Source organism: Butyrivibrio fibrisolvens (assembly GCF_037113525.1).
GTDB lineage: Bacteria > Bacillota > Clostridia > Lachnospirales > Lachnospiraceae > Butyrivibrio > Butyrivibrio fibrisolvens.
This window is the reverse complement of the sequence record NZ_CP146963.1, coordinates 3,678,078-3,704,623: the sequence shown is the minus strand read 5'-3', so window position 1 is coordinate 3,704,623 and position 26,546 is coordinate 3,678,078. Positions and strand designations below refer to the sequence as shown.

Sequence of the window (26,546 nt, the reverse complement as noted above, 5' to 3'; positions counted from 1 at the left end):
TACTTCAAGGTACGGAAGAAAGTAAGGGGCGATATGAATCTGAATTCTTTTGCTAAATTGATATCGGAAAAGCGAAAAGCTTTAGGGTTATCGATGACCGATGTTTCTGAAAAGACAGGTATTAATATCGAAGTTTTGGAAAAGTATGAAAAAGGTATACAAAAGCCTACTGCAGGTGATATTAAAAGTCTTGGAAAGATTCTAGATATCCCACCTGTTATACTTATGCATGGCCATGGAATCATGCATTCTAGTGGCTTTGACGAGGATGGACATAGAACATCAAAATGGACTGAGTTTTAATATGACTATACTTTTATAATAATTGGAGATTTAGACGTGGTTATAAATTTTTTGAATTAAAGCTATTGAAATTCAGGCTTAAGTGACAATTATAAATCGGTATAGGGTGGAATGGATATGATTATACGACTAATGACAATTGACGACTACGAAAAGGTGTATCATTTGTGGCTTTCTTGTGAAGGAATGGGGCTAAATAACCTTGATGATTCCAAAGAAGGGATTGCTAAATATCTTGATAGAAATCCGAATACTTGCTTTGTCGCCGAAATGTCAGATGAGATTATCGGTGTAATTATTGCAGGGCATGATGGAAGACGTGGGTTTATTTATCACACTGCGGTTAATTCTGATTATAGGAATCAAGGAATTGCGACTAAACTTGTAGATGCAGCTATGGATGCACTTAAGGCAAATGGAATAAATAAAGTTGCGTTAGTCGTTTTTGATAGAAATGTCACGGGAAATGCGTTTTGGGCTAAAGCTGGGTTTACTGTTAGAGATGATTTAGTATACAGAAACAAGGCTAATGTGGAAATGATAAGGATAGACACATAACTTCAGCTTTGTTGAGTTTGGAAATTGTACGGACATCAAACGTCATTCTGTGTAATAGAGAATAAGTGTACTAAGGTTGGGAATGTATTGTGAAGATATATTTTGCGAGACATGGACAAACAGATTGGAATACATTAAGAAAAGTTCAGGGGACTACTGATATTCCATTGAATGAGAATGGAATAGCGCAGGCACATCTGCTTTGTAAGAACCTTGAAGAAAATGAAATATCTTTTGAAAAGATATACACCAGCTATCAGGCTAGAGCAGTTAAAACTGCGCAAATAGTAGATGAACACTTTCATACAGGATATGAGATAGTAAAAGGCTTGGAAGAAATGAACCTGGGATTGTTTGAAGGACATACCTGGGATGAGATTCTTTCTTTATATTCTGAGGAACATAAACAGTGGCTTTCAAATAAAAGGTACAACCGCAGCCCTGGCGGCGAATCATACCAAATGGTAATGGAGAGATTATTCAAGGCACTTGATTATATACTTGAGCAGCATGATCCATCTTCAGATAAGAACCTGTTGATAATATCGCACGGAGCTGTCATCATGACGCTTCTTGCGATGAAAAGAAATATACCATTTGAACAGTCGCATACGATAGAGGTTTATAACGCATCGCCTATAGAATTCAGTATCGAGGAATTGAATGAGATAAGAAAACGGCTTTAATAAAGCTGCAGACAGAGGATTTAGGATAACAAATATGAAATACACAGAATTAACAGAAAAAGAACTTGATGAAAACATTGGCAGCTATGAGCTGAAAAGAAAGGACAAGTAATATGGCTTATCCGCGGACACTTAGTGACTACATACGTCTGCATGCAAATGACGCAGCAGATATGGAAGTAGATATTTGTCAATATAGTGAAAGAGATGATGTTTGGGGCTGCTTTTATCATGGCAAGTTAGTTAAAGATAAAATACCGGAATGGGCGCTCAGGTATGTAGTTAAAGAGGTCTATGAGTCTAAAGAAAATCATTCTTGTACTATTTATCTTAAAGCCCTGGAATAATAGTGGAATGGTTGTATTCCAGTAAAATGTGCTAATCGAGGTGGCGAATAAGCTGATTTTTTGCCTTGAGGATATACAATGTATATACAAAGGAGGTATTGCTTATGCAAGCTCAAGTAAAAACATGGGGCAATAGTCAGGAAATTAGAATACCGAAAGAAGTACTTCAAGAAGCTGCATTTTCAGTTGATGATATCCTTGATGTAAAGGTATCTAACGGTATGATTATGCTTGTCAAAACATTTAGACATAAATCATTAGAAGAGCGTGCTGCTGAATATGGTGGGCAGCTCCATTTGGATGGCGAATTTGACTGGGGTGAACCGGTAGGAAGAGAGATTTGGTAATGAAGGAAGAGTTACATCAGGGGGATATACTTAAGATTGAGCATATCAAGAAGCCGGTTCTTGTTGTAAGTAAGGATTTTTCAATCAGTCATATGAGATAATTGGTTGTCCTATTTTCGAAAAAGGAGAAGCAGGGCCACTTCACATATATATCAAGACAGATGATGTTGAAGGATATGTGCATCGTGAAAAAATGGCACTTCTTGATATGAATATTAGAGGATATTTAAAGATAGATAGGATACATTATCCTGACATAATAAATATAACAGATGCTATTCAAGGAATCTTTGACTACGTTTAAGAACAAAACAAAAAGGAATGCATTTGGGGCAGCATATGATTCGAATTACGGATTGTACGCTGCTTTTTCTATGTATATAATTATCCATAGACTTGAGATTATTAGACTAGACACACCTTGTCAGGTGCTATAATACGGCATTTCTCGCTTTACATCTTTATATGTTACTGATTTATTGGAAAAGATAGTCAAACATAAGAAGCGTTTTGCAATAATTGCACCTGCTCTTGGCATTAAAGTGCAATTATTGCATCATAAATATGAATCGAATTTGAACACAGTCTTTGTAAAAATTCGATTATCGATATGATTTCCTTTTAGGAGAGGATATTACAGCTTAATAGTCGATCATGGTCTCTTTGGGACGGGGAGTGGTAAATTATATTCAAAGTCACCTGCCCATTGTTAAGCGTATTTGTGGGGATGGCATTATGGTTAAATTCACATGGTTCAAAGATTCTGTTCCTAAACAGTTACCAGTAAAACAAGTCTATGGAATAGCATTTTCAGCTGACAATCGAGTCGTCTTGAGGATTGAGGATGGGAAATACAAATTGACTGGAGGTAAGCCTGAAAATACAGAATCCTTTGAAGAGACATTGAAACGGGAATATATTGAAGAATTAAATATTGAACTGGAAGATATCCATTACCTCGGGTATTTATTGGTGGAGGAAAACTCAGATAAGTATGCTCAGGTAAGAATGATAGCGAAGATAAAAGATATTTATGATAGCCATGTTGATCCGGCTACAGGAAAAATATATGGGAGAGAGCTGGTAGCAGTTAATGGGATTAAAGATCATCTAAACTATTCTGATCATGCAGGTAATGAGATGATTGATGATGCTATACAACTTGCCAAGGACAAAGATCTCTTGAGATATTGAAGATGCGGCAGAATGCATGATAAATGGCATCCCTTATGCAGGATTCGGATAATACTGAAATTTTGGCATATTATTCACATAAATGTACCTGTTATTCATAATTTATTGATGAACCCACGGCTTGAAGGTATAAAGGATACATGGAGGCAGAAAATTGAAGCTCTTTGTACGGGAAAATCAAAATCTGACAGAAACGGAAGTGGAAATAAGGTGTAAGGAGAGGACAGACGAAGTAGAGAATCTCGTATGCGCCATTAATTCCGCAACAAGTGTCGTCATAGGAGAAAAAGAGAATGGAGATAAAGCCCGGGTTTATCTTACCAAAATTCTCTATTTCGAGGCTGTTGACAGAAACGTTTATGCTTATACAGATTCTGATATCTATAGGGTCAGAAAAACCATGTACGACATAGAAGACATGGTTGCAAACGACCATTTTGTCCGTATTTCAAAATCAGTGATCGTTAATATCAGAGCTGTCAGAAGAATATCTCCTGATAGCGCGAGACGATTAAAACTCCTGCTTTCAAGTGGCGAATGGGTTATTGTTTCCCGAAACTACGTGGAAGATTTCAAGCAGAGTATTGGAATGAAAGGAAACAGCTGATTATGAAAAATGAGAAAATGGGATATGTGAGAGAAAAGAACCTTATAGATAGAACCAGGATTAAGATAGCCGTTCAAAAAAGTCTTTCAAGAGCTGCCATATTTTTTTCCATAACAGCATTGTTCGTTGGGATTGTTTTTGCTTTTGAAGGAGCTTATTTTGAACCTGTTGCACTAATAAAGCTCTGGGTCACTTTCTTTGTACTGGGAATTATAATGTTTTTTAGGATTCTTGCGGATTCAAGCAAATGGGCAATGGGAAAACCTTTTATCGTGAAAAATCTCATTTTTATGCCATTATTTCTGGCGGTGTCTTTGATATTTGCAATGGATGTTTCAAGACATAATGAGCAGATATTGCCAGCCTTCCCTAATCTTCTGATATTTGCTCTGATTTTTCTTTTGGTTTTTTCTATTACACAGATAATAAGTTATTATGTGATAAAAGCAAGGACAGACCGTATGAACGATGCTCTTTTGGAATTTCGAAAGGAGCAGAAGTGGGATGAAGAAGAATAGTATAGCCGTGTTAAGAGTTTCTTTGGGACTTGTAGTGTGGTTTTTGATCACAATGGCGTTTTCAAGAATTTTGGTACATAAGCTTCCTGAGGGAATACCGGATATTGTAATACTGATTTTGAGCAGTATGATCGTTCCTTATACTTTGGGACTTGCCGGATTCCTGGCGGTTACAGGTAGGATGGAAAAGGTAATGCCTAAGGCTGAAATCCCTGTAACTAGCGCGTTACTACTAAAAAGCCTGATAATTCAGCTTGGACTGTCTATACCGGTTATTACGGTCATTAACATCATTATCAGAATGCTTGGCGGAAACGTTGGCAGCAGTATGTCTGCAGATCTCTTTGGAAAGAACTGGTTGTTCTATGCAGCTTTGCTTTTGGTGTTCAATCCGATTTTCGAGGAACTTCTTTTTAGAAAAATGATTCTTGAAAGGCTTCTGATACTTGGCTCAAAAGAAGTAATCATTATCTCAGCAATCTTTTTTGCAATTCCACATGCTATATCCCAAGGTATTCCTCAGATGTTTGGAACTTTCATTGTCGCTCTGGTTTGGGGATATATTAGGATAAAGACCGGGAAGCTTTGGCCATGCATGATTCTTCATGGCCTGTTTAACCTATTCTGCGGATACATTATTACAGTTTTATCCGGCAATCCGGAAGGTGCAGTAGCAGTGATGTTTATCTTTATGATATTTCTTCCTGTACTTTCGGTGTTTTTGCTGGTTAGGAGTAGAAATTTTGGACGTGAGAAACAAAGCGTGGCATAGGCACGCTTCCTAGGGAGATGTGATACTATTTTAGAAAAATGGTATCACGACCACTTTTCTAAAATAGAGTGAATATAAAATGGTGAAAAAATGACATTGCCCAGCTTGGAGTGAATTATATATCACTAGGGAGACTTTATGGGACTAATAAGTGCTAATAATGGAGATTACGCTTTTGAAACAGTAGATGAAGCAATAGATATAGTAAAATCCAAATTATCAGATAAGAATGATATTTGGATCAGCCTTGATGATAAGTATCCCTGCTTGGTTGTCTGGATATTCGGAGAGTATGCTGCTTTGAATTTTTATCAAGATGAAGCAGGGGAAATGTGGTTGTCTTATAACGCTGACAACCATGAAGAAGTAAGCTTTATGGCTGGTGGAGAAGAGTGGAGTCCCGAAGCGACAGCTATTGTAAGCGCTGATGATGCATATGCCTGCATTCGCACATTTCTTGAAACAGGCAGCAGACCGGATTGTATAAAATGGCAGGAATTATAAGGAGGCTGACAACCATGCTAACAACTATATTTTTTTGAGGAACAAAACTAAATGCATATATCAGAACTGACATTTGATAATTTGACAGATGAAATAATAGACCGAGTGTTGTTTGAAGGTATTGAAGATACAGGAGAAAATGCAGATTGTATCATAGTTCTTGGCAGTATAAAGGCATCGCTATATAGAGTGCCTATTGCAGTGAAAGCTTATAACGATATGCGTGCTTCAAAGATTCTTTTATCTGGAGGAATCGTTAATGGTGCAGATAAAGGACATGCTGATGATATGCGTGATAAAGCTATAGCATTAGGTGTGAAAGCTGAAGATATTATTATAGAGAATAAATCCCAAAATACAGTTGAAAACATGTTATGTTCCATGCTGGAACTTCAGAGAGCTTTTTGGTTAAACAGGATAGAGAAGGTTCTGCTTGTGACTACTACTTACCACATGCGAAGGAGCCTAGCAATTGCTAAGTATCTCTTTCCTGACCATATAAGGGTTATCCCATGTCCTGCTGATGACAATAACACAAGACGTGGAAATTGGATGGAAAGTGAAGAAGGCAGGAAAAGAGCAACAAGCGAGGTTATTAAGATCATTAATTGCGTCAATAATGGTCTGTTTCCAGATTTTGAGATTTGATTGTGAAAATATCATAACAAAAGTGATAGTGAGTTATATTACAATTATTAAGGAGCAACGATGACACTCGAAGAATTAAAAACAAAACTACAGAAAAAAGCAATAATCTTTCAAACAGGGGGAACGAGACCAACATCCGAGCTTGGTGAGAGCTGGATAGGTGCGATTAAATGGAAAAGAGAAAGTGATGAGATTCCAAAGGATGTTGATGGTACGACAATGCTGCCACTGGCGTCTGTTTTTACAGAAAATCTTGAGTGGGTTCCAGCTCAGATTGAGGGGATTAAGCTTTGTAATATCTTTATTTCACCTAATATTATGGAACATCTTGATAATATGGATGGCTATTTCAAAGTGCAGATGTACGATTCTCTTGAAGACCTTAAACAGTGTGATCTTGTGATGGACAAGATAAAAGCATTTCCACTAGTTCCACAGCTTGTGGAAGATGACTGCCCGCAGTGGGATGGCGGCATGGATCCAGACCTTGAGGATGCTGTAAGTGAGCTTGAAAGAAGCGAGGGAATCGACTACTACGATGATATCCACATAAATGATTATTCAATGCACAAAGTTGGTGGATATCCGGCGTACATTCAGCCTGGAGACTGGGATAAAGAGTATGATTTTGTATTCCAAATTTCATCAGACCCAAAGGCTGGGCTCAACGTAGTTGATAATGGAAGCTTCTATTTCTTTTACAACAAGGCCAAAGATGATTGGATTTTGCAGTGTGATTTCTTTTAAGTTGAATATAAAATAGTGAAGAATCATACGATATGCTTCGGAGGAAAAGAGAAGTCGCTATAAAATACGAGAATATGTTCAAAGAGGAAAATAACGAAGAATGGCTTCAGCTTTTGGTAAGTCAGACTGATTATGCAAATGTTTCTTTTGAAGTTTTTTCTCAAAAGATGGCCAGATATATTTTTGTTATTAATTAGTATTGAGGATTAAAATGACACCTAGTGAAATGAACAAGGCTTTAACCAGTCTATTAATAGATAATATGAATTCATCTGGTTTTAAGAAAAAGAGAACCGGTGTTTTTTGGCGTAAAGTAAACAATTGCGAGCAGTATTTCTCTTTTTCATATACCAGGGATCGCGGACTTCCGGGAACTAATTATTCTATGTATCCCACACTTTCTTTTAGATATCAGAAGGTAGATGAATTACATTGTCTATTTATGGGAAAAGAATATGATGATCGCGAAAGACGCTTTGGAACAGGGAGTAAAGGACTGTATACGCTTGTTCCTAGAAGCGATTCATTTCGTTACAAATATAGTTCGAAAAATCCAATGAATGACCACGCTGAGCTTATATATAAAGATTTTGCTGATTATGCGCTTCCTTTTTTTGATAAATATGATTCTCTGGATAAAGTAGAAGCATACTTTGATAAAAATAGGAGATACAATCGCGAGGGCTTTGACGTCATAAGGCATAACGCTTATGGGTGTTGCATAGCAGCTGTCTTGTGCGCAAATGGTAAATTAGAAAAATGCAGACAACTCTTGGAAGAAGACGGCATAGTAACCGATGAACAGAAAGCAAGAATTATAGAATATATCGAATTACAGAAATGATTTTCAGAAAATGCTCGATATTGAAAGCATTAAGCAAAATTCAATTTAGGGAGATTACAGGGGAGAATATATCAAATGCTTGAAAAAATGGATGATTTCTTCACAGCTCGCGTTAATGGATATGACGAGCATATGAAGAACAATATTGAAGGGGCAGATTTATTTTATAAGTATACTGCATCGCTTTTGCCCAAAGAGAAAAATGCTAATGTCCTGGATTTAGGATGTGGCACAGGCCTTGAATTAGAAGAATTCTTTTCTATAAATCCATCTGCTAAAGTTACAGGAATTGATCTGACTAAGGCTATGCTTGATTCACTTAAGGCAAAATTTCAGGATAAAGATATAACTACGATTTGTGGATCTTATTTCGAAATTCCTTTCGGTGAAGAAATATTCGATGCAGCTGTTTCTGTAGAATCGCTACATCATTTTACCAAAGAAGAAAAAATACCACTGTACATAAAGCTTAGAAAATCGCTTAAGTCTGGCGGATACTTTTTGCTTACTGATTACTTTGCTGATCAGGATGAGCAAGAAGCATTTTTAAGACAAGAACTTCTACGAATAAGGCAGGAGCAGAATTTATCTGATGATGTATTCTATCATTACGATACGCCATTAACCGTTGAACATGAAAAGGAAGCTCTTCTTGCTGCCGGATTCACACAGGTTGAAGAACTTAATAGCTGGGAAGCGACTCATACCTTAAGAGCAATGAAGTGAAATAACGGACTTAGAAATTCGATGTTAATCTTAAGCAAGTCTATGTGAAAGTGCTTTAAATAAGTAAACGTTTTCGATATAATTCAGAAAAATAGAAATAAAAAGACCGCCTGAGCATCCTAATAACAGGTTGCCCAGGCGGTCGACATAATTCAAAACTAAGACTGTACTCCCCATGGCTTAGTGCCACTTTATTCCGCCAGTTGTACAGCACCTCAAATATACACGATTGGATAAAAAAGTGCAAGGTGTTTTTACAAATTTAACATGGAAGTTTTAGTTTAGTTTTGGAATCATTTTTTGTTAATGACTAAAACTTCCCAGATGAAAAAGAGAATCAAATTCTAATGTAGGATGTTTTGTAGTTTAAAAAATTTATAGAAAACTCTGGCTAATTACATATGTCATATTTCAAGCTGCCATATCTCCATTATTATTGCTGTTACTATTTTCTTTCTTCATTTTGATAATTCCAAGCAAAAGAATTATCGCTGAACATATAGTAATTGCAATAACAAATAATTCATGTTGTGTAAATGGGGGAGTATATGTATATCTAAATAAGCCTGAAGTATCATTAGATATCGTAAATATACCATAAAAAAGTCCAATTGCTCCTAAGATAATTTCGATTAGTGATGACAAACTTTTGTTACTCATATAGTTTTCCTCCATAATTTTACAAGAATTGTAAATATTGATCAAACAAGCTTATATGCTCAATCAATTTACGAAAAAAATAATGTTTACAGTTTCTATATACGCGAATTTTGAGCAGTAATGTAGCAAATAACTATACTTATATCAAAAATCAAAAACATCAAAATCGCATTATAATTACAAAATCACAAATCACATTCGATTTCATATGATGCATTGACTGTATATGCTGCTATATTCTTTGCTCGATAAATACTTTTGGCTTATACGGGTAGGCCCGACACCGACTTACGTTCATGGGGAGAATTATTAGTTAATGATTAATCTTGTGATATTTGGTAATTGAAGAAACGATTGCCCAGATACTGATAATTATCGCAGCAAATGGAAGAATCATATAATAGAAATAATCTTCATCAGACCAATAACTCCCGAACCATTCATAATATTTCATGTATCTTGAAAGTGTCACAAGTCCGTAAATAAGTAATACTATGCCGCCAACCAGTCTCCAGATGATTTTGTTAAAATCTTTATCATTTACTTTGGGTTTGGTGTTCTGGTTATTCTGACCATACTGGCTATACATAGGTGCCTGAGTAGAATAACTATTAGAGTCTGTGAACTGGCTTTGACTATATGCCGGTTGCTGAGTTTGTGTTACGTTCCCATAATGAACCTGTTGCTGAGTAGTATTATCTACTGGCAACTTGTACCCGCATTTGGGACAAAAAGCTGAATCTTCTGGCAGATTACTGCCACATTTTGGACAAAACATATCATCTCCTCCTAATCATTTTAAAAGAGCGGCAGGAAATCCCGCCACTCTTTTTATTTACTTTTACTGAATACCAACCTTAGCCCATGCATCTGAAGGAACAAGTGCAATGTAGGTCTTTCCTGGATTAACTACAAGCTCAGCACCATCTAATGTGTAGAACTTTGTAGCTCCTTCGAAAGTTGTCTTAACCCATGTTACAGGGATTACCATACCACCTGTGAGGTAATATCCAACATTAGTTCCGATGCAGTTATATACAAGGTATCCGTTCTGATCAAGAAGTGTGAAGTCACAATCCTGAAGGAATACATTTGTAAATGAAACCTGCTGCTTGTCATCACCGTCTACTACAGGGCTTCCGAACTCATAGTAGTCATAAGAGTTTGTTGCAGCGTTGTATACGAACTGTGTTGAATTGTGTGGAAATGGTACAGATACGTTTGTAGCAGGAGCTACACCTGCATCATCAGCAAGAGAGTTAGCACCAAATGTAAAGTGCTGACTTGTAGCCTGTGTATACTCTGCAGGATAACCAGCCTTAGCCATTCTTGTAGCAGCTTCACCAGCTACGCAGTATTCTGTGAATTCTCTGGCCTTACCATTAGGGATTCTTGAGAATCCGCCTGAAAGGTGGTTAAGACCTGTAGCATCAAAGTAAGGATAGATGTAGAATGGACCACCATCATGAATAAGTACAGCATTGTATTCTGCTGCAAGCATGATATTAGTTGGTCTTGTAGAACGGATATTTCCGATTCTTGAAACAGTGTTGTAATCCTTGTACACAGCCATAAGACGTGTTACACGGTTGTTGTGAGTTGAGTTGATCATCTCATATACAACATCAGCCTCAGATAAACCATAGTGAGGGTTAGCTCTCTTATCGTTATCGATCATTACAGCGATAGGACGCTGATTTTCAGGAGCTGTTGTTGGCATTCCTGTGAGTTCGTTAATGCCAGCCTGAGCGCTTGCAGATGTGCCGTTTATAGCAAGTGAACCGATTGCAAGAACAGCAGTAAGTGCAGAAACAGATACAGCCTGTAATAGTTTTTTCTTTGAAATCATCATAGACCTCCTCATATTTAGATAAATTAATTATACCTAAAAGTGTGATATAGTAAAAGTACATTATTATAATATCGGGGGCTGTATGCTTAGATTTTCTTTGGGATCGTCCGGGTCCGGTAAAAGCCACAAATTATATGAAGAGATAATAAGACGAAGCAGGGAAGATAGTTCCAGGAACTATCTTATTATTGTGCCTGACCAGTTCACCATGCAGACGCAGATGGACATCGTTAAGATGCATCCTGATCAGGGCATTATGAACATAGATGTCCTTTCATTTGGACGTCTGTCCCACAGAATCTTTGAAGAGACAGGAAAGCGTCATGAAGCTGTTCTTGATGACGTCGGTAAGTCTCTTATCTTAAGGCATGTAGCTGATCTTAATAAAGACGACCTTCCCGTGATCGGTTCATTTATGCACAGGGCAGGCTATATAGATGAAGTTAAGTCAACCATCTCAGAGCTTATGCAGTATGATGTAGGACCTGATGAACTTAAGACTTTGATAGATAACTGCGAGAGCAGAAGGTCGCTTAAAGGTAAACTTTCTGATCTGAGACTTCTATATCAAAAGTTTAAAGAATATACAGAAGATAAATATGTAACACCTGAAGAGACTCTGTCATTTTTATGTAAGAGGCTTTCAAAGTCAGAGCTTGTAAAGGATAGCGTTATCGTGTTTGACGGCTTTACAGGTTTTACTCCTATTCAGTACAGGGTTATCGAGGAACTTTTACTTATAGCAAGTGAAGTAATTGTAACCCTCGAAATGGACGATGAGACTGATCCCTATACTAATAATATAAATGAGCAGGAGCTCTTTTTCCTAAGTAAAAAGACTATTAAAAGCCTTCTTAAATGTGAGTGGAGAAGCTGTCAGAAGCTTGATCCCATGAACACTCCTGATTATGACAGGTGGAAGGAGTACAGGGACGAGCACAACAGCGACATTATTATAAAGGGCGAAAATGTAAGGCTTTCCGGCAATGCTCCCATGGCATTTCTTGAACAGCACCTGTTCAGGTATAAGCCTGATACCTACAGGAGCGATCAGTTCCCGGCATCTGACAGCATAGTCATCGCAGGGTGTGCTGACCCTTCTGAAGAGGTGCGCCAGGCGCTTATCTTTATCAGTCGCAGGATCAAAGCAGATAGGGACCTTTTCTACAGGGATTTTGCCATTGTCTGCGGTGATCTTTCTACCTATGGAGAGAGGATCAAAAGAGAAAGCAATACTTTTGGTATACCTGTTTATATCGATGAAACGAAGGGACTTAAGTTAAATCCCTTCATAGAATATATTAGAAGCGCCCTTGATATCGTAAGGACTGACTATAGCTACGAGACAGTCTTTCACTTCATGCGAAGCGGCATGATGGATTTTGATGATGATGATATCGACCTTTTGGAGAACTACGTAAGGTCTCTTGGAATTCGCGGGCATAAAGCCTGGGAAGATAATTTTGTGCGTCATCCAAGGTTCCGCAAGAAGACTAGCGATGAAGAGATAGTTCTTTTCCTTGAGAAGATGAATCTTATGAGAAAAGAGCTTGTGAACATGATAAGTCCTATCATGGAAAGCCACAAGAAGTCAGTTTTGGAGCTTTCTAAGGGCCTTTATGAGTTTATAAAAAGAGGCGATGCCTATTCAAAGCTTGAAAGGTATGCAAGGTACTTTGAACAGCAGGGGGACAACGTTAAGGCAGATGAGTACAGCCAGATCTATGGCAAGATCATGGATCTTTTAGATCAGGTGGCGTCTCTTCTAGGCGATGAGAAGGTTCCGATCAAGGAATATATGGAGATATTGGATGCGGGATTTAGCGAGATCGAAGTTGGTACGATCCCGCAGAACGTAGATACAGTAAGGGTTGGTGATATCGAAAGAAGCCGTCTTTCTGATATAAAGTATCTTCTGTTTCTTGGTGTTAATGATACGAATATCCCTAAGCATGCGTCTGAAGGTGGCATCTTGTCTGATATTGACAGGCAGTTTTTGAGTTCGAGGGCTCCTGATGTTGAGCTTGCACCATCTCCCCGCCAGCAGATGTATATTCAAAGGCTGTATCTGTATATGAACCTGACTAAGCCGTCCAGGCTTTTGTACATGTCTTATTCGGGGATTTCTGCAGATGGCAAGAGCATGAATCCTGCTTACCTTATAGGTAAGATCAAAGCTCTTTTCCCAGATCTTAAGGAAAGAAGGCCTGCTGAAGATCCTATAGACAAGCAGATCATGTCCCTTGAAGATGCTAAAACCTATGTATCTGAAAAGGCAAGGGACTATGCGGATGGCAATCTTACAGATGATGATGAAAAGAAGTTCCTGACTTTATATGAACTTTTGAAAAAAGAAAATCCGAAAGCGGCAGAAAGGATCAAGGAGGCGGCTTTCCTCAGGTATCAGTATACGCCTCTACCTGCTATGCTGGCGGCTGCCTTATATGGCAACTTTTTGGAGAATTCTGTCAGCAGGCTAGAGACCTTTGCAGAGTGCTGCTATGCGCATTTTGTTAAGTACGGACTCAGGCTTGATGAAAGAAGTGAATACGACTTTGAAAGATCTGACCTTGGTAATGTATTTCATAGTGCGCTGGAGCGCTTTTCAGTCAAGCTTGAGGAAAAGGGCATAGAGTGGACAGAGTTTACAGATGAGCAGGGCCGAGAGCTTCTGTCTGAAGCTATAGATGAAGTAACCAAGGAGTATGGTGAAAATATACTGTATTCATCAGCAAGAAACAAGAATGCGGTTGACAGAATCTACCGCATCATCTGGCGTACGGTCAAGACTCTTCGCTATCAGCTTGGAAAGGGTGAATTTAAACCAGACAAGTTCGAGCTTGATTTTAAAGAGGCCGGCAATCTTGATGAGATCAATATCGCTCTGACTCCTTCTGAGGAAACAAGGATCAAGCAGAAGATGAAGCTTCAGGGCAGGATCGACCGCATGGACCTGGCATATGATGATGAGAACGTGTATATCAAGATCATAGATTTTAAGTCTGGAAATAAAACTTTTAACATAGCATCAGTTTATTATGGCCTTCAGCTTCAGCTTGTAGTCTACATGAACTTTGCCATGGCTATGGAAAAAAAGCTTAATCCGGATAAGGAAGTCGTTCCTGGAGCAGTCTTGTATTACCATATCAATGACCCTATTGTGGAAGCGGAAGGAACTGGTAATGATCCTGAACTTATAAATAAAAAGATCATTAAAGAGCTTGTCAGTAACGGAATTATCAACGCTGATGAAAAGGTTATCGGTCTTCTTGACAGAGATATGGCTGCGGGTGCGACAGAATCTGACGTAATAAATGTAAGACGTAAGAAGGACGGCGGCTTTTACGCAAACTCTCAGATCATGGAGCAGGATTCCTATAAGATGGTCTCATCATATGTTAGACATAAGATCCGCGAGTATGGCAGAAGGATTCTTGATGGCGATATTGAGATCAATCCTTATGTTCAGGGCCCTAGAAGTGCATGTACTTATTGCCACTTCAGACCTATCTGCGGCTTTGATATGTCAACACCGGGCTTCCAGACAAGAGAACTTGATAAGCTTAATAAAGATGATGCTCTGGCTTTGATAAAAGAGGAATGTAAGAAGGCTGACAAGCAATAAAGTTATCAGAAGAAATATTAGATAAATTATTAGATTAGTATAAGGAATCCAATTAAAATGGCAGAAGTAAAATTCACCAAAGAGCAGCAATCTGTTATAGATGCAAGAAACTGCAACATCCTTGTTTCTGCAGCAGCAGGATCAGGTAAGACTGCAGTTCTTGTAGAAAGAATAATTCAGCTTATTTCTTCATCTCAAGATGGTAAAGAACCAATAGATATAGATCATCTTCTGGTCGTAACCTTTACCCGTGCGGCAGCAGCACAGATGAAGGATAAGATAACTGCAGCAATAGCCAAAAGGCTCCTTCAAAACCCTGAAGATGCCCATCTTCAGAAGCAGGAGACTCTTATTCATAATGCCCAGATTACTACTATAGACTCTTTCTGTCAGTATATCATTCGTAACAATTTTAATGATATTGGTTTAGACCCTTCTTATAGAGTTGCAGATGAAGGTGAGATGAAGCTTCTGGAAGAGAGCGTTATGGCAGACTTCCTTGAAGCCAAATATGCTGAAGCTGATGAAGAGTTTTTGTACACATCAGAGTATTTTTCAAATGGATCAAATGATAAGATGCTTGAAGAGCAGATCCTTAGTCTTTATAAATTCTCTAAAAGTATGCCATGGCCTGAAGACTGGCTTAAAGACAGGGCCAGAGATTATGACATAGATGAAGACAGCTTTGATGACAAAGAGTGGCTTAAAGAGTATGTAGAATCAGTCAGGATAGATCTTAAAGAACTTGCTACAAGCATGCGAAGAGCGCTTGATATTTGCAATCAGCCAGATGGCCCCTACATGTACGGGGATCTTATTGAAGCTGAAAAAAATATGATCATAAATGCTGGCAAAGCAGAAGATTATGAGTCTTTAAGGAATGCAGTGAACCTTATCTCTTTTGACAGACTTCCTGGTAAAAAAGATGAGACCGTATCAGCTGACAAAAGAGAAATGGCAAAGTCCATAAGAGACGATGTTAAGAAAAATATCACTAACCTTAAGACTAAATATTTTGCTCAGGATAAAGAGTCCATCATAGTTACAAGTATGCTTGCAGCAAGGGCTCTTAGGTGCCTTTCTGAGCTTGCTATTGAATTTACAAAAGAGCTTGATAACAAGAAGAAAGAAAAGAACGTCATTGATTTCAGCGATATGGAGCACTTCGCCCTTAATATCCTTGTAGATCATGACCCTGAGACAAGGAAGGATGCGCCGACAGATGTTGCTGCCCAGTATAGAGAATACTATAAAGAGATCCTTATCGATGAGTATCAGGATAGTAACAGCGTTCAGGAGCTGATCCTGTCTTCGATCGCAGGTAATACAGAAGGAACCTATGACAGGTTCATGGTTGGTGATGTCAAGCAGAGTATCTATAAGTTCCGTCTTGCAAAGCCTGAAATATTCATGGAAAAGCTTGAAAGCTATGATAAGACTAAGGATGCACTTTTAAGAAGAATAGATCTTCACAGGAATTTCAGAAGTAGAAGAAGAGTCCTTGATTTTGTTAACTATATTTTCAGACGTATCATGGGATCTGATCTTGGTAAGGTTGCTTACGACCTTGATGCAATGCTTGTTACGGGAGCAGACTATCCTGATGAGCCTGAGGGCGAAGATTCTTTTGTCCCCGAGCTTATCCTTATTAACAGCGACGAAGATTCATCTAAAAAGGATAGCAGCTATAGTGACCAAAGTGAGATTGATACGGGCGATGATGGAGAAATCATCAACCCGGATATATGGGGGATGGAAGATACCATAAAGCCTGGCCAGAAGCTGAATCCAAAACAAAAAGAAGCTATGGTCATCGCTTCAAGGATCAAAGAACTTGTAAGAAGCGGCCATGTATCTGATGGTAACGGCGGTTTTAGAAGCATTCACTATAGCGATATAGTAATACTCCTTAGAACAACCCTTTCATGGGACGATACCTTTAGAAAGATTCTTGAATCAGAAGGTATACCTGCCTATGTTGAGTCAAGAACGGGATATTTTGCTGCAATAGAAGTGGCAACCCTCCTTAACTATCTAAGGATCATAGATAACCCCCTTCAGGACATTCCTCTTGCATCCGTTATGCACTCAGCTTTCGGGCGCTTTACAGATGAGGATATGGCAAGGATCAAAGCCTTCGCCTGTGGCATAATGAGGGAAAAGGAAGAGGAGATACCAGTAACTTTCTATGAGCACCTTTTGTATCTGGAAAAAATAATAGCAAATAGTACAAGTTTAGAAGATAGTAAAGACACTGCATTTCCAGTTACCGATACTATCATTGAACTTGCAAAAAGAGTGCAGAAGTTCCTTGAGGAGCTTCGAAGCCTTAGAAAGAAAGCTGTGTACATGCCTGTTCATGAGCTTCTTGAATACATAATAGACAACACAGGCTATAGAAACTACGTAGCAGCAATGCCTGCAGGCACAAGAAGACGTGCCAATATAGACATGCTCCTTGAAAGAGCATCTTCTTTTGAAAACACAAGTTTCAAGGGCCTTTTTAACTTCATTCGTTATATCGAAGAACTTGAAAAATACGAAGTAGATTTTGGTGAAGCTAATGTAATAGATGAAAATGCAGATGTTGTGCGCATTATGAGTATCCATAAGAGTAAAGGACTTGAGTTTCCTGTAGTATTCGTTGCAGGAACAAACAAGAAATTCAACCAAAGGGATACTAATGCAGATGTCCTTTTAGATGAAGATCTTGGAATAGGCTTAAAAGTGGTCGATCTGGACCTTAGAGTTAAGGCCAATACTCCAAGACGCATAATGCTGTCTGACAGAATGAAAAGAGAAAGCCTTGGCGAAGAGCTAAGAGTCTTGTACGTTGCCTTTACAAGAGCAAAAGAAAAGCTCATAATTACTGGCAGCGATGATTCCTTCGCTAATTTTATCAAAAACGAACAGTACCTTGCTTTTAATAAAGGTCCCAGCGAGCAGAAACAGCTCCTTCCCCTTTCATCAAGGAAGGCTACTAACTACCTCACTCTTATACTGAGCGCCATGATGGGACATCCCGCTATGAAGGAAGCTGCTCAAATCCTTGATGTAGATGTAAGCCTTATTGGATACGATAACATAGAAGTAATGGATTCTGAGAGCTGTAAATATGAGCCTGATAAAGCGGCTATGATCGTGCCTCCTGCCAAGATAAGCGTAGTTGATGCATCAACCATCACATCCCTATCGTTAAAAGATCAGGTAGACAGTGCTATTAGAAAAGATAAGCTGGAAGGCGGAATTAAGACATCTGATTTAGACGAAGACCTTATGAAGAGCCTTTCTGATAACTTTGAATACGAATATTCTCATAAGGAATATGCTGATCTTTATACCAAGACCACAGTATCTGAGCTTAAAAAAGCTTCTTTTACCGAGGAAAAAGAGCCTGATACCAGACTTATAAAAACAGAAGATGAGGAAATAGTACCTAGATTCATCTCAGATAAGGAAGAAAAACTCTCCGGCGCAGGAAGAGGAACAGCCTACCACCGCGTCATGGAACTACTTGATAACGGAATATTCTCAAAAGATATTATTAATGTAAAAGATATACTAGATTTTCTTGAGAAAAAAGAAGTCGAAGGAAGAATGGACCAGGATAGCGTTAAGAGTATATTTGCTAAAGACATCATCCATTTCTTTGAAACAGACCTTGGAAGAAGATATAAAGAAGCAGCTCGTAGTGGTAACCTCCAAAGAGAACGCCAGTTCATGATGGGAATCCCTGCTAAAGAACTGTCCGAAAACCTCCCAGATGGAGAGATAATGCTCATACAGGGCGTAATAGATGCATGGTTTGTAGAAGACGACCAAATAGTTCTTGTAGACTACAAAACTGACCACGTTAAGGAAGCTTCAGACCTTACCAAGCGCTATAAAGTTCAGATCGACTATTACACAAGAGCCCTTGAACGCATGACCCACATGAAAGTCAAAGAACGCTACCTATATTCATTTGCTTTAGGTGAGAGCGTAAGCATATAGCCCCAACATATGCAATACATAGAACCGAAATCTGGCAAGAGTATGCCAAATGCATAGAATATATAACTGGAAGGAATAAATTATTTAGTTGCAAAAGACGAAAGGTCGTCCACAGCCCCTACGGCTGAGGGCGACCTCGTTCAGTTTACAACAAATTATTTATGATGCCAGTTTGTTTAATACGATTCTCTTTGAATCGGATTCGTTGGCTGCAACTCTGATCGAGTTAAGACTCTTTCTTACAGTTGGGATCAGAAGCACTGCAAATGTGATAGCTGCCTCTGTGATGATATAAAGACCATTATATCCAAATGAGTAAACCCACACATTCTGCCCTTCCGGCGCATACATTCCAAAGAAGATAACACCTGAAAGAACTGCAAAAGTCATACGGCCGGCTATACCTATTAAATATCCTGTATACAATCCGTATTTCTTGGTGCTTGTAAGACCAGAAAGTCCCAGAGCCATGAAAGCAAATACATAATCAAAAAGAAGCTGCGGAACGCTTACGATATAAGGATCTACGATCATCTGAAGAAGACCATATGCAAGACCTGCCATAAGACCACTTCTAAGACCATAGACATAGCCCACGAAGCAAACAAAGAACATGGATAAAAGAGTTACGGATCCGCCCTGTGGCAACTTGATGATCTTCACATTTGAAAGTACAAATGCGACTGCTATGCACATAGCTGATACAACAAGCTGACGAGTGCTGAATTTTTGCTCATTCTTGGTGTTTTTGAAAAAGCATGCGACAATTACTGCGGCAAGCAGTAAAACTGCAAATAAAGTGTAGCCGGCAGTAGTTAGCGAATAAGTGGTTTCGCCTTCATAAGTTACGGCATTAAAGAATAGTGACATTGAATATCCCTCCTTGCAGCATTAGCTGTAAAAATATTAGATTTTTGAATATGCACAAGGGAAACATTCTGCAGACATGCAGAAATATTAGAAAAAACGCTTCCTTACGCCGGTATTACCCGGTTCAAGTAATAAGGGTCGAGATCCATACGCATCTAAATACTTAAGAACCTCTTCTCAGCAAAGCTCCCCTAGCAGATATTCAATTCTTTAACTGCATTTAATCTAGCACAGAGCCAGGTTTAATGCAAGAACGTTTTTTTCTAAAAATAATTGCTTGTAACCCTATTAGTGAAAGTCAAAAATTAAAGAAAAACCGTATATTTTGGAAGAAGTGCACAAAGAACCATCAAACAATTTATGCATTTTAAATGAAATGGCTATTGCTAGGAACTGTCATTATATCGTACATTTAATTATACGTGTTGACTATTGTTCATTTATGGCTTCTTTTATTGCTTCAAGAAGTCATAACCAAAATAACAAACTCCAGGAGAAAAACGAATGCTGAAGTATGTATTATTTGATCTTGATGGCACATTAACCGATTCCGGTCTTGGCATTACCAAGGCTGCGCAGTATGCGCTTAAAGACCAGGGAATAGATGAACCCGACATTTCTAAACTTGGGTTCTTTGTAGGTCCTCCGCTTAATAAGACCTTTATGGAACATTACGGAATGGATGAGAAGCATATGCTCAGAGCAGTAGATAAGTTCCGTGAATACTACAACCCTATTGGAGTATACGAAAATAAGCCTTATGAGGGTGTTGAAGATATGCTTAAAGCTTGCCACAATGCAGGACTTAAGCTTGCTATTGCTTCGAGCAAACCTCAGGTAATGGTATACAAAGTTCTTAACCACTTTGGCCTTACATCATATTTTGATGTGATCATTGGAAGTGAGCTTGATGGACGTCGTACTGATAAGAACGAAGTCGTTGAAGAAGCTCTTAGAAGACTTATGGCCAATGCCGATGAAACAGCCATGGTCGGTGACAGATGCTACGATATGGTCGGAGCATGCAATCATGACCTCATGGCTATTGGCGTAACATACGGCTATGGTACATATCTCGAGCTTAAGAATGCAGGAGCAGAGAAAATTGTTGATACAGTACAAGATCTTAAGAATTGTCTGCTTGCTTCCTGCGGTGCACTTCAGAAGTGCTGCTGATATATTCAGCATATTTATTTACATCTTTTTTCTTTAATTTAGCAATTATCTTAGTGCCTTCCGGAAGGTATTCAGTGTTTATGACTTCAGATCCTTCATTGATGGCAGCCAGAATGCTGCCCTTTGAATACGGGATCAGAAGTTCACATTCCTGACTTCCTTCCAGAAGGACTTTGTCTATAAGGGACAAAAGTTCTTCTGTTCCGATATCCTTGGCAGCAGCCATATATATTCTGTGATCACGAACATAGGGAAGCTGAACCATTGTGGTTCCTAATTCATCTGCTATATCCGACTTATTGAATACATATATTTTTGGTATTTCACCTGCTCCGATCTCAGCAAGAGTCTTATCAGTAACTTCCATATGTCTCGCATGATCAGGATCAGAAAAATCTATGACTTCCAGAAGAAGATCAGCATACTTGATCTCTTCAAGTGTTGATCTGAAGGCCTTAACAAGTGTTGTTGGAAGGTCATCTATAAATCCTACAGTATCTGACAAAAGAAAAGATCTGTGACCTGCAGGAGAGATCTTTCTTATAGTGGTATCAAGGGTAGCAAAGAGCATATCTTGCTCAAGAACCTTCTTTTCATCAGTATTGCCATCAGCAAAGTCGTTAATAAGATGGTTCATGATAGTGGATTTGCCGGCATTGGTATATCCGACAAGTGCAACCTTTGGAACAGAAGATGAAAGACGTCTGCTTCTCTGAGTAGACCTTTCCTTGTTAACTGCTTCAAGTTCTCTTCTAAGCTCAGCCAGGCGATGCTCTATGTGTCTTCTGTCAAGCTCGAGCTGCTTCTCACCGGCACCTTTACTTGATTTTGAACCGCTGGCGCCGCCCTGTCTTGTAAGACCTGTTCTCATATGGGAAAGCCTTGGAAGAAGGTACTGAAGTCTTGCAGATTCTACCTGAAGTCTTGCCTCCCTTGTACGTGCTCTGTCAGCAAATATCTGAAGGATAAGGGCAGTTCTGTCGATAACTTCCCTGTCCAGGATCTTCTCAAGGTTTCTGATCTGCATGGGTGAAAGCGTCTGATTGAAGATGACAGCGTCTGCATCATCGTATTCGATACGGGTCTTTATCTCCTCAACCTTACCGCTACCAACAAAAGTGGCCTGCGTAGGTGCCTCAGCATTCTGAGTCACAACAGCGCAGACCTTCATTCCTGCCGCTTCAGATAGACCTCTGAGTTCCTGCATGGAACTTGCAAAGAGGTCTTCGTCGCGATCTGTATTAAGTCCAACCAGTACTACAGTTGGCTTTTTTTCTACTTGTTTAATGTCTATCATTATAAAAGCTGAATTCCGTTCTCTGCGCATTCTTTCTCGGTTTCGAGTGGCCAGAGAGAACTCTGGACTTCACCTATATGAGCCTTGCGCAGGAAGAACATACATATACGTGACTGTCCGATACCACCACCGATAGTATAAGGCAGTTCCTTATTAAGAATAGCCTTCTGGAAAGGAAGCTCTGCACGCTCTGTGCAACCTGCCTTTTCAAGCTGTGTCTTGAGAGAGTTCTCATCTACACGGATACCCATTGATGAAAGCTCAAGTGCGATATCAAGTACAGGATAGTATACAAGAATATCTGCGTTAAGTTCCCAGTCATCATAGTCAGGAGCACGTCCGTCGTGAGGCTCGCCTGATGCAAGCTTATCACCGATCTTCATGATACATACAGCACCTTTTGCCTTAGTGATGTAGTATTCACGTTCCTTTGGAGAATATTCAGGGAACATATCTTCAAGCTCCTGTGTTGTGATAAAGAAGATATCGTGAGGAAGGATCTCTTCGATATAGTCATACTGAATAGAAAGGAACTTTTCTGTTTTTCTAAGGATCTTATAAACCTGACGTACTGTTTCTTTAAGGTAGTCAAGGTTACGGTCTTCCTTGCGGATAACCTTCTCCCAATCCCACTGGTCTACAAAGATAGAATGAATATTATCTGTCTCTTCATCACGACGGATAGCATTCATATCTGTATAAAGACCTTCTTCAACGTCAAATCCGTATTTTTTAAGAGCAAAGCGCTTCCATTTTGCAAGAGACTGAACAATTTCTCCTGTGTGATCATTGTCATTAAGTATGTCGAATGCAACAGGGCGCTCAACACCATTAAGATTATCATTAAGTCCTGATGTTGGATCTACAAATAAAGGAGCTGAAACACGCTGAAGATTCAGGCGAGCTGACAGCATGCTCTGGAAAAAGTCTTTAACTGTTTTGATTGCAACCTGTGTATCATGGAGACTTAACTCTGAATGATACTCTTTGGGAAATTTAAGCTTTGCCATAGTGGTATATACCTTTCGATTTTTGCATAAAAAAACTACTTTCTTATTAAAACTCTTTTTTTTATTCATTTCAAGTAAAGTTTGAAATAAAAAACTGATTAATAATGTAAAAATGCATCATAGGAAACAAAATAATCGAAATATAGTGAATGGTCTGTCATGTCTGCGCAAAAAAGTTGCGCAATCACATGCAGGAGGCTTTTATGGATTTCCATACCAAAAATCACAAAAAAGAATCATAAATAATCGTAATAATGTTAATAATACATATATGCATGATTAAAATTGAGCATTTTCAAGCGACTATGAGCTATATTGAGCATAAAGTTTGTGCAATTTTTAGCCCTGTAAAGCCTTTACAATTAGCATACATGCTATATAATAAACAGGAATTGGACGAGGAATAGTATTTTACAGTTCGGTTTTTAGTTTGAAAGGAAGTTAGAATTATGGTTACAGAAAGAATACAGCATGTTATAAAATTATCACCTTCAGAAGTTAAAGATTTCGTAAGAGCAGCAGAGAAGTGCGATTTTGATGTTGATATTTCTTACGGACACGTAGTAGTTGATGCTAAGTCTATCCTTGGAATACTTGGACTTGACCTTACAAGAAAACTTACAGTTAGCTTCTTTGGTAAGAATGAAGCATTCGAATCATACCTTGCTTCATTTGCTGTATAAGATGATTGAAAAGCTTCACTTTTCAATCATTAGATATCAAAACAATTTATTGTTTTGATATCCGAAAAGCGCATATATATAAAGGCTCTTCGTGGTATAATCCATGAAGGGTCTTTTTTTGACCCTATAAAGAAAGACAGGAAGATAAGAGGACAGTAATGCAGATCAATATTTCTGTTAGAGGCCTTGTGGAGTTTATCTTAAGGCAGGGTGATATAGACAATCGTATACATACATCAGCTGAAAATGCCATGCTTGAAGGGGGAAGGATCCATCGTAAGATTCAGAAGATGCAGGGTCCTTCTTACCATGCAGAAGTTCCTCTTTCTTATAATATCCATACATCCAAATATGATCTTATTATCGAAGGACGTGCTGACGGAATAGAAGAAGGCGATCCGGTAGTGATCGACGAAATTAAAGGAACATACAGAAATCTTGATCATATGGAAGAACCTGTTCCTGTTCACCTGGCTCAGGCCAAGGTCTATGCAGCTATATACCTTATCCAGAACAGTCTCGAGCAGATAGGTGTCAGGATGACCTACTGCAGTCTTGAAAATGAGGCGATCAAGTATTTTAACTTCACATATACTGCATCTGAGATTGTCAGCTGGTTTGAGGAAGTCGTAGACAAGTACAAGGTCTTTGCGGATTTTGAAGCAGAGTGGTCATCTATACGAACAAGCTCTATAAAAAGCTGCAATTTCCCGTTCCCTTACAGAAAGGGTCAAAAGGAGCTGGCATCGGGCGTCTACAGGACTATCGTCCATGGCAAAAAACTTTTCCTTGAAGCTCCAACAGGAACCGGAAAGACCATTACAACGTTGTTTCCGTCTATAGCAGCCATAGGCCAGGGGAAGGCTGAAAAACTTTTTTACATGACTGCCAAAACTCTTACTGCAGCGGCTGCATCAGATACCTTCCAGCTTCTTAGAAGTTCGCAAAAGCTCCGCTTTAAAACCGCTGTAATAACTGCAAAGGATAAGATATGCCTTTGTGCAGAAAAAGAATGCAATCCTGAGAAGTGTCCTTATGCAAAGGGGCACTATGACAGGATCAACGAAGCCATGCTTGATATGATGGCTAATGAAGATAATTACACACGTGATACTATCCAGTACTATGCAAGGAAGCATATGGTGTGTCCTTTTGAGCTGTCACTTGATATAAGTCTTTTTGCAGACGGAATCATATGCGATTACAACTATGTGTTTGATCCGTTTGTATATCTTAAGCGCTATTTTGCTGATAACAAAAAAGGAAGCTATATCTTTTTGATAGACGAAGCGCATAACCTTGTGGACAGGGGAAGGAGCATGTATAGTGCAGACTTAAAGCTGTCTCCCCTTCAAAATCTCAAGGATATGCTTGACTCTGTATATGTTCCGTTTAAGGGCCATATGACTGCCTTATATAATCAGCTTATATCCATGTCTGATTCTGACAGGCCTCAGATGCTTGATACGATAGAGCCTCTTATTGTAATGGCAGACAGGCTTTCTACGTCCATATCTTCATATCTGGATGATGTATCAGATGGTCCGTATCACGATGAGATAGTGGATTATTATTTTGAACTTACAAGATTTCTGACTATATATGATAAACTCGATGATCACTACAGGATATATCAGGAATGGGACGAGATCGAAGGCTTCAGGATAAGGCTTTTATGCGTAAATCCATCGGAAAACCTTGGCGCATGCATGTCACAGGCAGTATCCACCATTCTTTTTTCTGCGACATTTCTTCCGATCCAGTATTACAAGGAACTTCTCGGTGGCACGGATGAAGACTTCGAGATGTATTCAAACTCAAGCTTTGACCCGTCCAAAAGATGCCTTGTTATAGCGGGTGATGTGACCAGCCGCTACGCAAGAAGAGGCCCTGAGCAGTATGACAGAATTGCGGACTATATACACAGGATCGTGTCAGGGAAAAGAGGTAACTACATGGTCTTTTTCCCTTCGCATGCCTTCCTGGAAGAGGTTTATGAGGTGTATCTTTCCAGATATGCCGAGCTTGACCGTGCCCAGGTCCTTGCACAGGGAAGCAATATGTCTGAAGAAGAGCGTGAGATGTTCCTGGATATGTTCTCTGAGGGCAATAATGTAAATCTTGGCGAACTTATCAATATGGATGTTGATATCGAAGATGACAGGGTCGTGATCGGTTTCTGCGTTATAGGCGGGATCTTTTCTGAGAGTATAGATCTGCGAAAAGACTCTCTTATCGGTTCGATCATAATCGGATGCGGTATACCTCTTGTTTGCAATGAGCGCGAAGTGCTAAGACATTATTTTGATGAAAACGGAAAAGACGGGTACGACTTTGCATATAAATATCCAGGTATGAACAAAGTACTCCAGGCAGCCGGTCGTGTCATAAGAACAGAAGAAGATACAGGAGTAGTGGCGCTTATGGATGACAGATTCCTTCAAAGCGGCTACAGATCACTATTTCCAAGAGAATGGAAAGGTATTGAAACTGTTACGACCGACACAGTCAATTCAAAGATTGAGGAGTTTTGGTCTAAAATAAGCCATTATCAGGACTTTTAAAGATCATTAGTATTA

Annotated in this window: 26 protein-coding genes and 2 riboswitches; of the genes, 20 read left to right on the top strand and 6 right to left on the bottom strand. The window is 39.0% G+C overall.

The features are described from left to right. Positions 1-33: 33 nt before the first annotated feature. The 15 genes from WAA20_RS15550 to WAA20_RS15480 all read left to right on the top strand — a co-directional run bounded on the left by WAA20_RS15550 (position 34) and on the right by WAA20_RS15480 (position 8,801). Complete coding sequence (locus tag WAA20_RS15550; RefSeq protein ID WP_167562734.1) at positions 34-303, top strand: helix-turn-helix transcriptional regulator; 270 nt, start codon at positions 34-36, stop codon at positions 301-303. Between the two features lie 111 nt (positions 304-414). Continuing rightward, on the top strand, positions 415-861 hold the full coding sequence (locus tag WAA20_RS15545) for a GNAT family N-acetyltransferase (protein WP_338801469.1): 447 nt from the start codon (positions 415-417) through the stop codon (positions 859-861). Between the two features lie 89 nt (positions 862-950). Then, positions 951-1,547: a histidine phosphatase family protein gene (locus WAA20_RS15540; RefSeq protein WP_073388545.1), complete on the top strand. Its 597-nt coding sequence runs from the start codon at positions 951-953 to the stop codon at positions 1,545-1,547. Positions 1,548-1,660: 113 nt separating this feature from the next. Further along, positions 1,661-1,894 carry a hypothetical protein gene (locus tag WAA20_RS15535; protein ID WP_073388543.1) on the top strand — a complete coding sequence of 78 codons (234 nt, stop codon included), beginning with the start codon at positions 1,661-1,663 and terminating at the stop codon, positions 1,892-1,894. Positions 1,895-1,998: 104 nt separating this feature from the next. Then, positions 1,999-2,241, top strand: coding sequence for an AbrB/MazE/SpoVT family DNA-binding domain-containing protein (locus tag WAA20_RS15530; RefSeq protein WP_073388541.1), 243 nt, complete (start codon positions 1,999-2,001; stop codon positions 2,239-2,241). Positions 2,242-2,976: 735 nt separating this feature from the next. Beyond that, positions 2,977-3,435 carry an NUDIX domain-containing protein gene (locus tag WAA20_RS15525; RefSeq protein ID WP_051212981.1) on the top strand — a complete coding sequence of 153 codons (459 nt, stop codon included), beginning with the start codon at positions 2,977-2,979 and terminating at the stop codon, positions 3,433-3,435. Positions 3,436-3,589: 154 nt separating this feature from the next. Then, on the top strand, positions 3,590-4,042 hold the full coding sequence (locus WAA20_RS15520) for a LytTR family DNA-binding domain-containing protein (RefSeq protein ID WP_073388538.1): 453 nt from the start codon (positions 3,590-3,592) through the stop codon (positions 4,040-4,042). 2 nt (positions 4,043-4,044) lie between these two features. After that, entirely contained in the window at positions 4,045-4,560 is a 516-nt protein-coding gene (locus WAA20_RS15515; protein WP_073388536.1) for a DUF3021 family protein, read from the top strand. Continuing rightward, on the top strand, positions 4,547-5,332 hold the full coding sequence (locus WAA20_RS15510) for a CPBP family intramembrane glutamic endopeptidase (RefSeq protein WP_073388534.1): 786 nt from the start codon (positions 4,547-4,549) through the stop codon (positions 5,330-5,332). The genes WAA20_RS15515 and WAA20_RS15510 overlap by 14 nt, the downstream gene beginning before the upstream one ends. Before the next feature lie 138 nt (positions 5,333-5,470). Further along, positions 5,471-5,836, top strand: a complete 366-nt coding sequence (locus WAA20_RS15505) for an Imm1 family immunity protein (protein ID WP_073388533.1) — start codon at positions 5,471-5,473, stop codon at positions 5,834-5,836. 81 nt (positions 5,837-5,917) lie between these two features. Next, the gene (locus tag WAA20_RS15500; protein WP_338801456.1) at positions 5,918-6,484 is read left to right on the top strand and encodes a YdcF family protein; all 567 of its coding nucleotides are present in this window, start codon (positions 5,918-5,920) and stop codon (positions 6,482-6,484) included. A 60-nt stretch (positions 6,485-6,544) separates the two neighbouring features. Continuing rightward, the gene (locus WAA20_RS15495; protein WP_073388529.1) at positions 6,545-7,231 is read left to right on the top strand and encodes a DUF1963 domain-containing protein; all 687 of its coding nucleotides are present in this window, start codon (positions 6,545-6,547) and stop codon (positions 7,229-7,231) included. 74 nt (positions 7,232-7,305) lie between these two features. Continuing rightward, entirely contained in the window at positions 7,306-7,428 is a 123-nt protein-coding gene (locus WAA20_RS15490; RefSeq protein WP_338801454.1) for a hypothetical protein, read from the top strand. A 14-nt stretch (positions 7,429-7,442) separates the two neighbouring features. Continuing rightward, complete coding sequence (locus WAA20_RS15485; protein WP_073388528.1) at positions 7,443-8,075, top strand: hypothetical protein; 633 nt, start codon at positions 7,443-7,445, stop codon at positions 8,073-8,075. Between the two features lie 75 nt (positions 8,076-8,150). Next, positions 8,151-8,801, top strand: a complete 651-nt coding sequence (locus tag WAA20_RS15480; RefSeq protein WP_073388526.1) for a class I SAM-dependent methyltransferase — start codon at positions 8,151-8,153, stop codon at positions 8,799-8,801. A 125-nt stretch (positions 8,802-8,926) separates the two neighbouring features. Further along, positions 8,927-9,018, bottom strand: a riboswitch (ZMP/ZTP riboswitch). A gap of 194 nt (positions 9,019-9,212) precedes the next feature. Here the strand turns inward: WAA20_RS15480 and WAA20_RS15475 are convergent. The 3 genes from WAA20_RS15475 to WAA20_RS15465 form a co-directional block, all read right to left on the bottom strand. After that, a complete protein-coding gene (locus WAA20_RS15475; protein ID WP_073388525.1) occupies positions 9,213-9,461 on the bottom strand; it encodes a hypothetical protein in 249 nt (82 codons plus the stop codon). 313 nt (positions 9,462-9,774) lie between these two features. Then, positions 9,775-10,239, bottom strand: coding sequence for a zinc ribbon domain-containing protein (locus tag WAA20_RS15470; RefSeq protein ID WP_073388523.1), 465 nt, complete (start codon positions 10,237-10,239; stop codon positions 9,775-9,777). Between the two features lie 63 nt (positions 10,240-10,302). Next, positions 10,303-11,310, bottom strand: coding sequence for a DUF3048 domain-containing protein (locus WAA20_RS15465; RefSeq protein WP_073388521.1), 1,008 nt, complete (start codon positions 11,308-11,310; stop codon positions 10,303-10,305). An 85-nt stretch (positions 11,311-11,395) separates the two neighbouring features. Between WAA20_RS15465 and WAA20_RS15460 the strand changes: the two genes are divergently transcribed. Continuing rightward, positions 11,396-14,938, top strand: coding sequence for a PD-(D/E)XK nuclease family protein (locus WAA20_RS15460; protein ID WP_073388520.1), 3,543 nt, complete (start codon positions 11,396-11,398; stop codon positions 14,936-14,938). 57 nt (positions 14,939-14,995) lie between these two features. Beyond that, the gene (locus WAA20_RS15455; RefSeq protein ID WP_073388518.1) at positions 14,996-18,931 is read left to right on the top strand and encodes a UvrD-helicase domain-containing protein; all 3,936 of its coding nucleotides are present in this window, start codon (positions 14,996-14,998) and stop codon (positions 18,929-18,931) included. A 159-nt stretch (positions 18,932-19,090) separates the two neighbouring features. Here the strand turns inward: WAA20_RS15455 and thiT are convergent, their stop codons facing one another. Beyond that, a complete protein-coding gene (thiT, locus tag WAA20_RS15450) occupies positions 19,091-19,801 on the bottom strand; it encodes an energy-coupled thiamine transporter ThiT (RefSeq protein WP_073388516.1) in 711 nt (236 codons plus the stop codon). An 84-nt stretch (positions 19,802-19,885) separates the two neighbouring features. After that, a riboswitch (TPP riboswitch) is annotated at positions 19,886-20,004 on the bottom strand. Positions 20,005-20,305: 301 nt separating this feature from the next. Between thiT and WAA20_RS15445 the strand changes: the two genes are divergently transcribed. Continuing rightward, positions 20,306-20,977, top strand: coding sequence for an HAD hydrolase-like protein (locus WAA20_RS15445; RefSeq protein ID WP_073388514.1), 672 nt, complete (start codon positions 20,306-20,308; stop codon positions 20,975-20,977). Here WAA20_RS15445 and hflX read toward each other — a convergent pair. Both hflX and asnA read right to left on the bottom strand, forming a co-directional pair. Beyond that, the gene (gene hflX, locus WAA20_RS15440) at positions 20,928-22,274 is read right to left on the bottom strand and encodes a GTPase HflX (RefSeq protein ID WP_073388513.1); all 1,347 of its coding nucleotides are present in this window, start codon (positions 22,272-22,274) and stop codon (positions 20,928-20,930) included. The two genes, WAA20_RS15445 and hflX, sit on opposite strands and share 50 nt — an antisense overlap. Next, on the bottom strand, positions 22,274-23,284 hold the full coding sequence (gene asnA / locus WAA20_RS15435; protein ID WP_073388511.1) for an aspartate--ammonia ligase: 1,011 nt from the start codon (positions 23,282-23,284) through the stop codon (positions 22,274-22,276). Before asnA ends, hflX begins: the two co-directional genes overlap by 1 nt. Positions 23,285-23,733: 449 nt before the next feature. On the opposite strand from asnA, the gene WAA20_RS15430 reads away from it, so the two are divergent. Together WAA20_RS15430 and WAA20_RS15425 are read left to right on the top strand one after the other, a co-directional pair. After that, entirely contained in the window at positions 23,734-23,967 is a 234-nt protein-coding gene (locus WAA20_RS15430; RefSeq protein ID WP_073388509.1) for an HPr family phosphocarrier protein, read from the top strand. Between the two features lie 158 nt (positions 23,968-24,125). Continuing rightward, positions 24,126-26,531, top strand: coding sequence for an ATP-dependent DNA helicase (locus WAA20_RS15425; protein WP_073388508.1), 2,406 nt, complete (start codon positions 24,126-24,128; stop codon positions 26,529-26,531). Positions 26,532-26,546: the final 15 nt, after the last annotated feature.

Excerpts from the sequence above, each read along its gene's own strand:
- WAA20_RS15530 (WP_073388541.1), top strand. The coding sequence starts at position 1,999 with ATGCAAGCTCAAGTAAAAACATGGGGCAATAGTCAGGAAATTAGAATA.
- WAA20_RS15550 (WP_167562734.1), top strand. The coding sequence starts at position 34 with ATGAATCTGAATTCTTTTGCTAAATTGATATCGGAAAAGCGAAAAGCT.
- WAA20_RS15515 (WP_073388536.1), top strand. The coding sequence starts at position 4,045 with ATGAAAAATGAGAAAATGGGATATGTGAGAGAAAAGAACCTTATAGAT.
- WAA20_RS15495 (WP_073388529.1), top strand. The coding sequence starts at position 6,545 with ATGACACTCGAAGAATTAAAAACAAAACTACAGAAAAAAGCAATAATC.
- WAA20_RS15455 (WP_073388518.1), top strand. The coding sequence starts at position 14,996 with ATGGCAGAAGTAAAATTCACCAAAGAGCAGCAATCTGTTATAGATGCA.
- WAA20_RS15505 (WP_073388533.1), top strand. The coding sequence starts at position 5,471 with ATGGGACTAATAAGTGCTAATAATGGAGATTACGCTTTTGAAACAGTA.
- WAA20_RS15490 (WP_338801454.1), top strand. The coding sequence starts at position 7,306 with ATGTTCAAAGAGGAAAATAACGAAGAATGGCTTCAGCTTTTGGTAAGT.
- WAA20_RS15485 (WP_073388528.1), top strand. The coding sequence starts at position 7,443 with ATGACACCTAGTGAAATGAACAAGGCTTTAACCAGTCTATTAATAGAT.
- WAA20_RS15510 (WP_073388534.1), top strand. The coding sequence starts at position 4,547 with ATGAAGAAGAATAGTATAGCCGTGTTAAGAGTTTCTTTGGGACTTGTA.
- thiT (WP_073388516.1), bottom strand. The coding sequence starts at position 19,801 with ATGTCACTATTCTTTAATGCCGTAACTTATGAAGGCGAAACCACTTAT.
- WAA20_RS15425 (WP_073388508.1), top strand. The coding sequence starts at position 24,126 with ATGCAGATCAATATTTCTGTTAGAGGCCTTGTGGAGTTTATCTTAAGG.
- WAA20_RS15535 (WP_073388543.1), top strand. The coding sequence starts at position 1,661 with ATGGCTTATCCGCGGACACTTAGTGACTACATACGTCTGCATGCAAAT.
- WAA20_RS15430 (WP_073388509.1), top strand. The coding sequence starts at position 23,734 with ATGGTTACAGAAAGAATACAGCATGTTATAAAATTATCACCTTCAGAA.
- hflX (WP_073388513.1), bottom strand. The coding sequence starts at position 22,274 with ATGATAGACATTAAACAAGTAGAAAAAAAGCCAACTGTAGTACTGGTT.
- WAA20_RS15470 (WP_073388523.1), bottom strand. The coding sequence starts at position 10,239 with ATGTTTTGTCCAAAATGTGGCAGTAATCTGCCAGAAGATTCAGCTTTT.
- WAA20_RS15475 (WP_073388525.1), bottom strand. The coding sequence starts at position 9,461 with ATGAGTAACAAAAGTTTGTCATCACTAATCGAAATTATCTTAGGAGCA.
- WAA20_RS15460 (WP_073388520.1), top strand. The coding sequence starts at position 11,396 with ATGCTTAGATTTTCTTTGGGATCGTCCGGGTCCGGTAAAAGCCACAAA.
- WAA20_RS15545 (WP_338801469.1), top strand. The coding sequence starts at position 415 with ATGGATATGATTATACGACTAATGACAATTGACGACTACGAAAAGGTG.
- WAA20_RS15480 (WP_073388526.1), top strand. The coding sequence starts at position 8,151 with ATGCTTGAAAAAATGGATGATTTCTTCACAGCTCGCGTTAATGGATAT.
- asnA (WP_073388511.1), bottom strand. The coding sequence starts at position 23,284 with ATGGCAAAGCTTAAATTTCCCAAAGAGTATCATTCAGAGTTAAGTCTC.
- WAA20_RS15465 (WP_073388521.1), bottom strand. The coding sequence starts at position 11,310 with ATGATTTCAAAGAAAAAACTATTACAGGCTGTATCTGTTTCTGCACTT.
- WAA20_RS15525 (WP_051212981.1), top strand. The coding sequence starts at position 2,977 with ATGGTTAAATTCACATGGTTCAAAGATTCTGTTCCTAAACAGTTACCA.
- WAA20_RS15445 (WP_073388514.1), top strand. The coding sequence starts at position 20,306 with ATGCTGAAGTATGTATTATTTGATCTTGATGGCACATTAACCGATTCC.